Annotated in this window: 10 protein-coding genes; 6 read left to right on the top strand and 4 right to left on the bottom strand. The window is 61.0% G+C overall.

Going from position 1 to position 12,620, the window contains the following annotated elements; all coding sequences use genetic code 11:
- Nucleotides 1-94 precede the first annotated feature (94 nt).
- The 4 genes from CKW21_RS18015 to CKW21_RS18030 all read left to right on the top strand — a co-directional run bounded on the left by CKW21_RS18015 (nucleotide 95) and on the right by CKW21_RS18030 (nucleotide 4,713).
- Nucleotides 95-1,453, top strand: a complete 1,359-nt coding sequence (locus CKW21_RS18015; RefSeq protein ID WP_095195302.1) for an MFS transporter — start codon at nucleotides 95-97, stop codon at nucleotides 1,451-1,453.
- An 85-nt stretch (nucleotides 1,454-1,538) separates the two neighbouring features.
- Nucleotides 1,539-2,513: an AraC family transcriptional regulator gene (locus CKW21_RS18020; RefSeq protein WP_095195303.1), complete on the top strand. Its 975-nt coding sequence runs from the start codon at nucleotides 1,539-1,541 to the stop codon at nucleotides 2,511-2,513.
- Between the two features lie 95 nt (nucleotides 2,514-2,608).
- Complete coding sequence (locus tag CKW21_RS18025; RefSeq protein ID WP_095195304.1) at nucleotides 2,609-3,715, top strand: NAD/NADP-dependent octopine/nopaline dehydrogenase family protein; 1,107 nt, start codon at nucleotides 2,609-2,611, stop codon at nucleotides 3,713-3,715.
- Nucleotides 3,715-4,713 (top strand): 3-hydroxybutyryl-CoA dehydrogenase, encoded by a 999-nt coding sequence (locus CKW21_RS18030; RefSeq protein WP_095195305.1) that lies wholly within the window; start codon nucleotides 3,715-3,717, stop codon nucleotides 4,711-4,713. Before CKW21_RS18025 ends, CKW21_RS18030 begins: the two co-directional genes overlap by 1 nt.
- An 834-nt stretch (nucleotides 4,714-5,547) precedes the next feature.
- Here CKW21_RS18030 and CKW21_RS18035 read toward each other — a convergent pair.
- Nucleotides 5,548-6,825, bottom strand: coding sequence for a flavohemoglobin expression-modulating QEGLA motif protein (locus CKW21_RS18035; RefSeq protein WP_095195306.1), 1,278 nt, complete (start codon nucleotides 6,823-6,825; stop codon nucleotides 5,548-5,550).
- Nucleotides 6,826-7,164: 339 nt separating this feature from the next.
- On the opposite strand from CKW21_RS18035, the gene CKW21_RS18040 reads away from it, so the two are divergent.
- The gene (locus CKW21_RS18040) at nucleotides 7,165-7,746 is read left to right on the top strand and encodes a hypothetical protein (protein ID WP_095195363.1); all 582 of its coding nucleotides are present in this window, start codon (nucleotides 7,165-7,167) and stop codon (nucleotides 7,744-7,746) included.
- Nucleotides 7,747-7,956: 210 nt separating this feature from the next.
- Here the strand turns inward: CKW21_RS18040 and CKW21_RS18045 are convergent, their stop codons facing one another.
- Nucleotides 7,957-8,778 (bottom strand): helix-turn-helix transcriptional regulator, encoded by an 822-nt coding sequence (locus tag CKW21_RS18045; protein WP_095195307.1) that lies wholly within the window; start codon nucleotides 8,776-8,778, stop codon nucleotides 7,957-7,959.
- Nucleotides 8,779-8,874: 96 nt separating this feature from the next.
- Here CKW21_RS18045 and CKW21_RS18050 point away from each other — a divergent pair, with 96 nt between their 5' ends.
- Nucleotides 8,875-9,831, top strand: coding sequence for a threonine dehydratase (locus tag CKW21_RS18050; protein ID WP_095195308.1), 957 nt, complete (start codon nucleotides 8,875-8,877; stop codon nucleotides 9,829-9,831).
- A 22-nt stretch (nucleotides 9,832-9,853) separates the two neighbouring features.
- Here CKW21_RS18050 and CKW21_RS18055 read toward each other — a convergent pair whose 3' ends face one another.
- Both CKW21_RS18055 and CKW21_RS18060 read right to left on the bottom strand, forming a co-directional pair.
- Nucleotides 9,854-11,980: a TonB-dependent receptor domain-containing protein gene (locus CKW21_RS18055; protein ID WP_095195309.1), complete on the bottom strand. Its 2,127-nt coding sequence runs from the start codon at nucleotides 11,978-11,980 to the stop codon at nucleotides 9,854-9,856.
- Nucleotides 11,981-12,127: 147 nt separating this feature from the next.
- The gene (locus CKW21_RS18060) at nucleotides 12,128-12,598 is read right to left on the bottom strand and encodes an Lrp/AsnC family transcriptional regulator (RefSeq protein WP_095195310.1); all 471 of its coding nucleotides are present in this window, start codon (nucleotides 12,596-12,598) and stop codon (nucleotides 12,128-12,130) included.
- Nucleotides 12,599-12,620 lie beyond the last annotated feature (22 nt).

The following is a 12,620-nucleotide window of genomic DNA, read 5'->3' on the forward strand; positions in this document are numbered from 1 at the left end:
AACCCTTTGTCCTTTGCATCTGCCCCGCAACTTTCCAGTCGTTGTTCTGCGCACCGCTACGCGCATGAGCGGATTCCAAGAGGAGCAAACACTAGTGAATATCCAGGTCGATAACGCGGTCCTGCAGCAGCAGAAGAAAACCTACATCTACGAGTGGTACGTGGTCGGCCTGTGCATGATCGCCTACATCTTTTCCTTTGTGGATCGGCAGATCCTGGCGTTGATGATCGAGCCGATCAAAGCCGACCTGCAGATCAGCGACACCCAGTTCAGTCTGCTGCACGGATTGGCCTTTTCGTTGTTCTACGCCTTCATGGGCATGCCCATCGCCTATCTGGCCGACCGCTTCTCAAGGCCGAAGATCATCGCCGTCGGCGTCGTGTTCTGGAGCCTGGCGACGGCTGCCTGCGGCCTGAGCAAGAACTTCCTGCACATGTTCCTCGCCCGCATTGGCGTCGGCGTCGGTGAAGCGGCCCTGTCACCCTCGGCCTACTCGATGTTCAGCGACATGTTCCCCAAGGAAAAACTCGGCCGCGCAGTGGGCATCTACTCGATCGGCTCGTTCGTCGGTGGTGGTCTGGCTTTCCTGGTCGGCGGTTATGTGATCGCGATGCTCAAGGACATGAACACCATCGAGGTCGCCTTCCTCGGCGCGATGAAGGCCTGGCAGCTGGCGTTCTTCATTGTCGGTCTGCCCGGTATCGTGGTCGGCCTGTTGATCTGGCTTACCGTGCGTGACCCTGCGCGCAAAGGCCTGCAGGTCGATGCCCAGGGAAGGGCCAGGAAGGTCGCGTTGGGCGACGGCTTTCGTTTCCTGGGTCGTCACCGTGCCACCTTCACCTGCCATTACCTGGGCTTTTCGTTCTATGCCATGGTCCTGTTCTGCATGATGAGCTGGAGCCCGGCGTTGTATATCCGCAAGTTCGGCCTGACGCCGGTAGAGGCGGGCTACATGCTGGGCACCGTGCTGTTGCTGGCCAACACCGCCGGGGTGCTGTTCGGTGGATGGCTCACCGACTACCTGGCCAAGCAAGGCCATCAGGACGCCGCCATGCGCACTGGCGTCATCGGTGCCCTGGGCATGGTGGTGCCCGCCGTGCTGTTCCCGCAGGTGGATCAACTGTGGCTGTCAGTGACACTGTTGGTGCCGGCGATGTTCTTCGCCTCGTTCCCGATGCCGGCGTCCACGGCGGCGATGCAAATCCTCGCGCCGAACCAGGTGCGCGCCCAGGTCTCGGCGGTGTTCTTGCTGATCAGCAATCTGCTGGGCCTGGGTCTGGGGACCACGCTGGTGGCGCTGTTGACCGACCGCTACTTCGGATCGCCCGCGGCGGTGGGGTCGTCGATGTCGCTGGTGATCGCCGGCGCGTCGGCATTGACCGTGCTGCTGCTCTGGCGTGGTTGCCACCGTTTCCGCGAAAGCTATGCCCGGGAGTACCCGGGCCTGGCTTGATTGGTCATAGTCCACGATCGGCGCGCGGGCCTCGCTCCTGTTGAAGGGAGCGGGGCCTGTGTGCTCCAGATCAGGAGAAGCCCTGATGTTGAATGACGTACACCTGCTCGAACGGCACAGCCTGCTCAGCTCGGCCGATTACCGCGAGATCAAGGACAAGGTCAGCCACTACCTGTGCCCGCACAGTTTCAATGTGCTGCGTGACGAGCCGATCCATACCCGGCTCAACGGCGTATTCTTCGGTGATTCGGCGCTGCTCGACCTGCGCTATGGCGCGCCGGTGGAGATCACCATCGACGACATTGCCGATCAGTACCTGTTTCGCATTACCTTGCAGGGGCAGTGCGAGGTGGCCCACGGGCGGCGCAGCGCGGCCATGCAGTCAGGCTACTTGAGCGTTTCCTCGCCGTTCGCGCAAAGCCGCATCGTCACCGATGGGCAGTGCCGCAACCTGATCCTGCGCGTCGACCGTGATGCTCTGGAGACGCAACTGCAACACCTGCTCGGCCGCAGCCTGCGGCAGTCGGTGATCTTTGATGTCAGCGTCGACCACCTGGGCGCCGGCGTCGTCAGCCTCTATCACACCCTGGACTATATCTGTCGGCTTTACGGCAGCGGGGTGGACGGTTCGCGCCTGGCCGGCGGCCTGTCCGAATACCTGATGCAACTGCTGCTCACTCAATTGCCGCACAACTACTCGGCGGATCTTTTGATCGATACGCGTGCGCCGCTGCCGCATCACGTGAAAAAGGCCCGTGACTACATCGAGGAACACCTCGACGAACCCATCAGCCTGACGACCTTGAGCGGATTGTGTGGTGTCTCGGTGCGCACCTTGCAGAATGGCTTCAACCAGTTCCTCCAGCAGGCGCCGGTCGAATACATCCGCGACCGTCGTCTGGCGGTGATCCACGAGTCGCTGAAGCACGGCAGGGCCGGTGAAACCGTCACCGATATCCTGTTGCGTCACGGCATCAACAGCTTCGGGCATTTCTCCAGCGCCTATCGACAACGCTATGGCTGTCTGCCGTCGGACACCCTGCGCCGACGCAAGCATTGAGACGGCTGCGCAATCCGTCAGTCGGCTGCGCAATCGGAGGAGTCTGTGGCGGTGCGGCTCGATAGCATCGAGTCTCTTACAAGAGGAGCATCTCCATGAAGATTACCGTGCTGGGTGGTGGACACGGCTGTTACGCCGCTGCTGTCGAAATGGCTGAAAAGGGGCACCCGACCCGCCTGTGGCGTCGAGACAGCGCCGCGCTCAAAGCGCTGCTGGCCATCGGCAGCCTGACCATCAAGGACTATCAAGGCACCCGCACGTTGTCCGTGGGGCAGGAGGGCGACAACCTGTCGTTCACCGACGATCTGGCCGAAGCCCTGGGCGACGCGCAACTGGTGATCATCCCGCTCCCGTCGACCTCCCACGAAGACCTGGCCAGGCACGTGGCGCCGCACCTTCGCGACGGGCAGGTGGTATTCCTGCCGCCGGGCACCTTCGGCAGTTTCGTGTTCGCCAAGGCCATGGCCGATGCGGGCAACCAGAGCAAGGTCGCTTTCGCTGAAACCGGTACGCTGCCCTACCTGGTCCGCAAACACGGCGCCAGCGACCTGGTGATCAGCGGCTACGCCACCCGCCTGCCGACCGGTGTGTTTCCCGGCAACCTGTCCGAACACGCTTTCGCGGTACTGCGTGAAGCCTACCCGAGCGTGGAGCCGATTGAAGACGCCCTGAGCGGTGCGTTGATGAACGCAGGCCCTATCATTCACCCGCCGCTGATCATGATGAACGCAGGTCCCCTGGAGCATTTCGAGGCCTGGGACATTCACAACGAAGGCACCCAACCATCGATTCGTCGTGTGACCAACCAGCTCGATGCCGAACGTATGGCTGTGCGCGAGGCACTGACCTACGGTGCGCCGCACTTTCCCCTGGCCGACCACTACAACACCACAGAAGGCGATGAGTGGATGTACGGTCGCGGTGCCCATGGCAAGCTGACCGACAGCGGTGACTGGCGCGAAGATATCGACCTGCAGAAACATCGCTACATGCTCGAAGACACCCGCCTGGGCCTGTCATTCCTGGTGTCCGTCGGCCGCTGGGCCGGTGTGCCGACCCCAGTGGCGCAGGGCCTGCTGAGCATCGCCTCGGTTGTCGCCGGTCGTGATCTCTACGCCGAAGGCCGCACGCTGGAGAACCTGGGGCTGGCCGAGCTCGACCGGGTGCAAATGACCGAGCTTCTCTCCAGAGGCTTCAACTGATGAACGCCGCGCTGCCCAACGTCAGCGTGGTTGGCGCCGGCCGGATGGGCGAGGGCATTGCCCTGGCGTTCATCCATGCGGGCCTGCCGGTCACCCTCATCGACATCAAGGATCGCGCCGAGGATGAGCGGCACGGCTACTTCGAGCGTGTGCGAAACAACATCCGCAGCGAACTTCAGACGCTGGCAGCCCTGGGCGTGCTTGAGCCGGAACAGGCGGACATCGCGATCACCCGGCTGACGCTGCAAAGCAGATCCCAGGCCGCAGAGGCATTGCGCCTGTGCGACCTGGTGTTCGAAGCGGTGCCGGAGATCATCGCGGTCAAGCAGCAGACCTTCGCCTGGGTCAGCGCGCATGTCCCGGCATCGACCATCATCGCGTCGACCACCTCAACGTTCCTGGTCACCGAGTTGAGCGAAATGGTCAGCACGCCTGCGCGCTTCGTCAATGCACACTGGCTCAATCCAGCGTACCTGATGCCGTTGGTGGAAGTCAGCCGCAGCGATGCCACCTGCCCGCAGGTGGTCGAACGACTGCTGCAACTGCTTAAACGGATCGGTAAGGTACCGGTGGTGTGCAGTCCGGTGGCGGGCTACATCGTGCCGCGCATCCAGGCGTTGGTCATGAACGAAGCCGCGCGGATGGTGGAAGAGGGCGTGGCCAGCGCCGAAGATATCGATACCGCGGTGCGTGTCGGCTTCGGGTTGCGCTTCTCGGTGCTGGGCCTGCTTGAATTCATCGATTGGGGCGGCGGCGACATTTTGTACTACGCCTCGCGCTACCTCAGTGGCGCGCTGTCACCGCGCTTCGAATCGCCACAGGTGATCGCCGACAACATGCAAAACGGTCGCAATGGCCTGCGCGATGGCCAGGGCTTCTACGACTACCGCGACCTCGACGTGGAAGCCTACAAGCAGCAGCGTCTCGGCGACTTTGTCCGCAAACTGGAGTTGTCGGGATTGACGCCGGCATTCGATGGCGCCTTGAGGCAGCCGTAAGCGGATGCCTGCAGAACCTGCGCAAAACCTGTGGGAGCGGAGTGCTGTTCACTTAAGAGAATCTTGAGTCTTACCAATCCTTGTGGCGAGCGAGCTTGCTCGCGTAGGGCTGCGCAGCGGCCCCAAAAACCTGACAACCATCGCGATTTTTGTGAGTGCTACGCACTCAAGCGGGAGTGAACTCCCTCGCCACAGATTTCTTGTTTGCCTGAAAATTATCTGAAGTGAACAGCATTTCTGTGGGAGCGAGCCTGCTCGCGAAAGACGCCCAGACAACGCGGTCATCCAGACAGTCCGCGTCATCGTTCACGACCATCGCGAGCAGGCTCGCTCCCACAGGTTTCGAGCAGGTCCCTGTGGGAGCGGAGTGCTGTTCACTTAAGAGAATCTTGAGTCTTACCAGTCCTTGTGGCGAGCGAGCTTGCTCGCGTAGGGCTGCACAGCGGCCCCAAAAACCTGACAACCATCGCGATTTTTGTGAGTGCTACGCACTCAAGCGGGAGTGAACTCCCTCGCCACAGATTTCTTGTTTGCCTGAAAATTATCTGAAGTGAACAGCATTCCTGTAGGAGCGGAGTGCTGTTCACTTAAGAGAATCTTGAGTCTTGCCAATCCTTGTGGCGAGCGAGCTTGCTCGCGCAGGGCTGAGCAGCGGCCCCAAAAACCTGACAACCATCGCGATTTTTGTGAGTGCTACGCACTCAAGCGGGAGTGAACTCCCTCGCCACAGATTTCTTGTTTGCCTGAAAATTATCTGAAGTGAACAGCATTCCTGTGGGAGCGAGCCTGCTCGCGAAAGACGCCCAGACAACGCGGTCATTCAGACCGCCCACATCACCCCAGCGCACTGGCATCGCTTTCATGCTGGTCTGCAAAGGCCATGAACACGTCCAGATCGAGCACATCGAGATTGATGCGGGCGATAAAGGCGGAGAAGGCCAGGTTGGCGGCGAGCAACCGCAGGTCAGAGGCCCAGGCGGGTACGTAAGTAGGACCCTTGAGCCAGCCGCATTCGAACAATGGGGCAAGGCGCACCGTGTCCCCCAGGCTGAGGCGCCCGGCAAACAAATGCCCCACCAGATCCGGCCGGTTATCACGGATCGCAATGCGCAACAGCGTATGCACGCCAAGCATCCCCGTCAGATAAGCAGCATCCTTGGTAAACGCCGAGCCACCCCGCAGGTCGGCGCCACGGAAAACCCGTTGCGTCGAGCGGAACGACTCCTCCTGGGACTGCCCACCCGCCAAAAAGCCTTCAAATACTTGAATGAAATCGGCGCCATCCAGCGCCTGCTGCACCGCAAGTACGCGCAGCGCCAGGCGCCGAAGACGGTTGATGTCCATGCTCCCCGTAAACAGCTCGGCCAGAGTGGCAATACCCTCCTGCGTCTGGGTGGTGCGCGGCGCCCCCAGGCCCAGGCTTTTGAGGTTGGGTTGCAGCGCACCGTTTTGCGCCGTGGCCACATGCACGAAAGCCTCGTGCTGCAACAACTGATGCTTGTCCAGCTCCGAAAACAGCGCGCTGGCCCGCAGGCGAATACGGCTCGCCCCGGCGATGGCCTTGGCGGCGAGGGTTGCATCGAGTACCACCTCGATCTGCCCCTCACCGAAGAACCGGTCCAACTCCGGTTGCATCCACGCGGCGAAGGCCTGCGCCGGAATATCCGCCCGAGTCGGCGGAATCCGCGCGCCGCCCAGCAAGGCGTCCGTGGTCTTGAGAAAGAAACGCGCCGCATCCAGCATGCTCAGCTTCTGATTGGTGTAGTAGAAGTCCGGCCGGCGGTACAACGCTGACGAATAATGAGTAAAGGCTGGCGTACCAATAGCACCGAGCATGCGACCGGCGGTGGCATAGCTGCGAGCGGTCATGGCGAGAAAATTGCCGGCCGGATGGCCTGGGTCGCAATAGGTGATGAAATCTTCCAGGGCGGCAATATCGGCGGTGTGATCGCGGGGCTGGAGTTCGACTTTGGGCAGCTGTGCACGCCCGGCACGCCAGTTTTTCAGGAAGGCTTCTTCGATGCCCTCGGGCCAGCTCAAGGCGTCCAGTACGCGGATCTTGCGGGTCAGGGTGGGTAGGGTGGCGTCGAGGTCGGCGAGGGAGGGGGGCATGGGAGGGGCCTTGGTGGACAAGGGGTGATTGTGGAAGCTTAGACGTTGGCAGTGCGGGGAGGGGGCGTCAGGCGATTTGAAGTAAGAAAGCTGAGTGTTATGCGTTCAATCGTTGAGAGATTTTTTATATGGATCCCACTGCGCATTGTTTAGTCAGGAGAGCGCAGTTTTGCGTTAAGTGGGGCGTTTGGTGGTTGTGATCGACGAAGAATGAACCGCAATCGGACGTTCGGTGTGGTCTGCTTCGGCCAAAAGGCTGACCTTGCAGATCAGCTGCCAGAGGACCACTTTTCCACTGCTATGCTGATGAGATATGTTTCTACACTAGAGACAAGTAGCATGGCAGCACAGGGCGAGTATTCCAGATTCATCTTCAAGGCTATGACCTGCTCGGCCGGCATTTTCCTTGTCGCCGGGGCTGCCATGACGCTGCTGGACACTCACCTTGACCTGACGTTGCTGGCAGATACCACGGGCAGGCTGCAACGTTTGTGGGATTGGCTTTTGCTGGAAACGCCAATGCCGAACTGGTCGCTGCTGATGATAATCGCGATTTTAATCAGCACGCTGTCTGTAGCGATTTGCTACGCCCGCATCACCGATGGAACCTACAGCGAGTTGCACGAAATAGAGCGAAAAGTTTACAAAAAGAACAACCCTCAGTTTCCTCAGTTGACCGATGACCAGACGCTACTGATGGAAGCTTTGGCCTATCATGCGAACTTCAGAAAAATTGCGAATTTAAACTCGGTTTGCAAGCTTGTCTCCCTCAGCACATTGGAAGTTGAAGCCGGTCTGAAGCAACTGCAAGCCAAACGTCTTGTGAGGCAAAAAGTCACAAGGGGTACGTTCGGTGCCACCACTTTTGAACTTACCTTGGCAGGTAAGGATTATGCGTTGGAGCGATTTGAGCTGACGTAAGGGGACCTGTGGGAGCGAGCCTGCTCGCGAGAAAAGTCGGGTCAACCCGGACATCCAGACGGACTGCGTTATCGTTGACGTCCTTCGCAAGCAGGCTCGCTCCCACAGGGGGATGTGTTCAGACAACAAATGGCGATCAAACCTGGGCGACGGTGATTTTTACGCAAGCGGCGGCCAACAGGCCAGTGATCAGCGTTTCTTCCGTGGGCTTTAACCGAGTTTCGAGCCGGCACGCAGCTGCACCGGACTGACTCCCAGCCGTTGCCTGAAGGTGGTTGCCATGTGCGCCTGGGAGTTGAAGCCGCAGGCGTGGGCGATTTGTGCCAGGGTCGCTGTCGAGTCGCGCATCAGGGCTCGGGCCTTGGCGAGGCGGCGGTCGATCAGGTAGCTGTGCGGGCTTTTGCCCGTTGCGTGTTTGAACGCGCGCATGAAGTAGCCTTCGGACAATCCCAGTAACCCTGCCATTGCCGGTATACCGAGCGGGCCGTCGAGGCCCGCGTCGATGAACTCGTCGAGCAGGCGCATCCGGCTGCCGGTGATCGAGCCTTGGGGCGCAGCCGACCAGGTTTCCTTGTCCGTCGCCCGTTCAGCCAATGCCAGTGCCCAGGCCTCCCAATCGTCCTCCACCGAGGCCTGCAACAGCGCGGCGCGCATGCGCAACGCGAGGGTAACGGCCTGCGGATCAATACGATTGTTGAAGGCGCGATCCCCTGTCAACGGAGCACCGTCGGTGCGCACGACCTGCAGGTATTCACCGCCCTTGGCTGACTCGGAGAGTACGTCGCAGCCGGCGGGAACGAATGCCAGGCCGTTGGGCAGGGCGTCGAAAGGCTGCACTCGATCGCTGCCGATGGCGTGCAGGCCTCGCTGGCTGTCGAAGGCAAAGCCGATCGCCGCCTGGGTCGCGACATAGCGGGTCGCGTAGGCGGCGCCGGGCAGCAGTTCGATCGCCCAGGGGCCTGCCTCGATGCGACGGACCGGTTCGGAGGGGAGTGGGGGCCGCAGGCGGCTTCGATGGCTCATGCACACCATAGTAGTGAAGCGGGCACACAAAAGTCAGGTCAGTTTTTTGAAAGCCGGGGTGATGCGCTGCTGTCTAGACTGGGCAAAACCTCAGGGGGATGACCGATGCACACACTGACCCGCGATGATATCGAACAAGCTGCCCGCCACGTTTACCAGGTGATGCCTGCCACCGCCCAATACCCTTGGCCCTTGTTGGCCGAGCGACTGGGTTGCACGGTGTGGGTCAAGCACGAAAATCACACGCCTACCGGTGCTTTCAAGGTGCGCGGCGGCATTACCTTCATGCACTGGCTCAAACGCACGCATCCAGAGGCGAAGGGCATCGTCACCGCTACCCGTGGCAATCATGGCCAGAGCCTGGCGCTGGCCGCCAGCGCGCTGGGGTTGCGGGCGTTGATCGTGGTGCCACAGGGAAATTCGGTAGAAAAGAACAATGCCATGCGCGGCTTTGGCGGCGAGGTGGTGGAGTATGGCCGCGATTTCGATGAGGCCCGTGAAGAGGCTGCGCGGCTGGCGCAAGTGCATGGGCTCTATCTGGTGCCGCCGTTCCACACCGAGCTGGTCAAGGGCGTGGCCACCTATGCGCTCGAGTTGTTCACGGCGGCACCGGGCCTGCACACCGTCTACGTGCCCATTGGTTGTGGGTCGGGAATTTGCGCGGTGATCGCCGCCCGCGATGCTTTGGGTCTGAATACCGAGGTAGTGGGGGTGGTTTCCACTGAGGCCGAGGCGGCGAAGCTGTCATTTGAGGCTGGAGCCCTATGCGAAACCGCCTCGGCGAATACCTTTGCCGACGGCTTGGCCGTGCGCAAGCCGATTGCCGAAGCGTTTGCCATCTACGGGGCGGCTGCGGCGCGGATTGTATCGGTCAGCGAAGAGCAAATTGCCGAGGCCATGCGCGTCTATTACACCGATACCCACAACCTCGCTGAAGGCGCCGGCGCGGCGGCCCTGGCAGCGCTGATTCAGGAGCGTGAAACCATGGCCGGTCGAACGGTGGGAGTGATCCTGTCCGGCGGGAATATCGACCGATCGGTGTATGCGACAGTGATTGCGTGAATGTTTGAGGCTGTACAAGCCCTCAGAGCAGGCTCCACGACACCCCGACGTACACCCCAAGACCCTCGCCCGGCGTGGAGCGTGCCGCATCCAGCCCTTTGTCGTCGTAGCCCGGCGTGACGGTGGCGGCGTAGTGCTTGTTCGTCAGGTTGCGCATGTCCAGCCACGTCTGCCAGTCGCCCTTGGGCGCGTTGTAGCCCAGGGTTGCACCGAACAGCGCATAGGGATCGGCGTAATAGCTGTTGGCGTAATCCACCGCCACCTTGGACACTAACTGCGTGTTGAGCGCGGCGAAAAAGCCCTGGGGCCAGTCGTAGCGCAGTTCGCCCTGGTAGTAGTGCATCGGCAGGCCCGGCAGGCGGTTGTCGCCGAAGCGGTCGTCGTCGCGGTAGTGGAAGTCACTGAAGGTGTAGCTCTGGCGCAGGCTCAATTGGCCGCCATCGTCCCGCGACCACAGGTTGCTCTGCAGGCCGGCTTCCACGCCCTGGTGCACGGTGGGGCTGGCATTGAGTTCGTAGGGGGTGGTGGCGTTGGCATCCGGCAGTACCGAAAGCAGTTCGTGGCGCACTTGGGCGTAGTACCAGGAAAGGCTCCACTGGCCCACCACGCTATCGCCGCGTCCACCCAGTTCCAGTGTGGTTGCTGTCTGGTTTTGCAGTTCGATCGGATCACGCTGCGTACCGGTGGCAGGGCCGCTGCCGGCCGGGAACCGCTGATTGGCGCTGTAGATCAGCGACCACGGGTGCGGCCCTTCGACCGAACGGCTGAGATTGCCGAACAGCTGCAGACCCGGCGTCACCTGATAACGCAGGCCAAGGCGTGGCGCGTAGTCCCAGTCGTTGAGGCTGGTCTTGCCACCGCCCTCGGGGTAAGTCACAGCGCTTTCACGGCGGGTGTAAATGGCGGCCAGGCCGGTGGTCAGCCACAGGTCCTCGGCGATCTCCAGGTCATTGCCCGCATGCAGAACCGTGTCTGAACCCTGGTAGGTGAAATTGCGCATGGGCGTGCCCGGCGCGTAGCCGGCTGTGTTGCCGCTGGGGATTCGTACCCGTTCGCTGGCGCCGGCATTGGGCAGGTGCCTGGTCACGCGCAAGCCCAGGGTGCTTTGGCTTTCCAGGCCCCAGAGGGTGTCGCGGCGCTTGTAGTCGAAGGTGCCGCTGACATCGGTGTACGCCACTTTCAGCCGGTTGGGACCCTCGCGCAAGTCCATCGGATAGTCGTGGTAGACAAGGCCGGTCTGGATACTCGAATCGTCATCGAGATAGAACGTTGTCTTGTTGCCGATAAAGGTACTGCCCGGTTGGTCACGGCTGTCATCGCGCGCCACATAGGCAGGGTTGGCCGCCCGAGGGTCATGCTCGATGGAGTGCTTGGTCACCCGGCCGGCGAGGTCGTTGTCGGTCTGGCGGTGGCGCAGGTAGAAGCGTGTTTCCAGGTTCGGGTTGAAGCGATAACCGAAATTGGCAATGACACCCTGACTCTCGCTGGCCGTGTGGTCCTGGTAGCCATCGGAACGCGCATCGGTCATGGCCAGGTAGTAGTCGAAGTCGCCCAGCACCTGCCCGGAGCTGACCTGGCGCTGCTGATAACCATGGCTGCCCATCGTGTAGCGCACTTGCAACTTGGGTGCGTCGTAGCCGGTGTGACTGACGTAATCGATGGCCCCGCCCAAGGCCAGCGCGCCACGGTCGAAACCGTTGGCGCCGCGCAGCACTTCCACATGGTCGAGCCACAATGGTTCCAGCAATTCATAGGGTGTGCCGCCAGGGCCGGTGAGTGGCAAGCCATCAAGCATCGTATACAGCCCCGAAGCGTGGGCGCCCGGTGCACGGTTGATCCCCGATCCACGGATCGAAATCTTCACCCCTTCGTTGCCTGCAGACTGGGCATAAACCCCGGGCTGATAAGCCAGTACATCCTGGTTACCGGCCACCCGACCCTGCAGGGTACGGCGCATGTCCACCACATTGGTGCCGCCGGGCACCTGGGCCAGCCGGGCCTTGGCGTCCTCGACCGACGCGTCTTCGCCACTGCCGTCTTCAGCCCCGATCAGTACTTGTCCAAGCTCCAGGCCCTGGGCCTCGGCCATGGCCGGACAGACAAGGGCCAGGCCCAGCAAAGCAGCGGGCAAGGAATTGGGCGAAGGCATTGAGAGAACTCCAGACGTACAGGAACGGGCAGTGAAGAACTGCGACGTAAGGAGGAACGAAGGAAACACATGGGGATTTTGTTTTTTTGGCCAGGTAAAGGAGTATCGCCTGGCCGGTGATGTGGTTTGACGGTGTCAGGGGCGGGTTTACACCGTCAGTTTCCGGCTGAATTTGGTTTCCATCACAATATGGGAAGCGGTGTGCGCCACCCCCTTGATCATGTTGATCCTGGTGAGTTCAGCGTTGAGTTCGCTCAGGGTCGGCGTGGCGAGATGAATGATGAAATCCGATTCACCCGAGACTGCATACACAGCCTGCACAGCATCCATCTTGCGAAGAGAGGTCATGACATCGGTATAACTCTTGTTAGTGCAGGAGGTCATGGTGAAACAATTGATGGTCTGCTGGAGTCTGTTCTGGTCGATACGCACGCTATACCCGGTGATGACGCCAGCCTTTTCCAGTCGGGCGATCCGCTCTTGCACCGAAGACCGCGAGACTTCGAGCTTGCGTGCCAATGAAGCTGTGGGTTCGCGTGCGTTGTCCTGCAGCAGGCCAAGCAATTGCCTGTCCTTGTCAGTCAGGTTAAACAACGGACCGGGATTCTGCGCTTGCATGAACACTTCCTTGACCTCGCTG

Source organism: Pseudomonas sp. Irchel 3A7 (assembly GCF_900187565.1).
Classification (GTDB): domain Bacteria; phylum Pseudomonadota; class Gammaproteobacteria; order Pseudomonadales; family Pseudomonadaceae; genus Aquipseudomonas.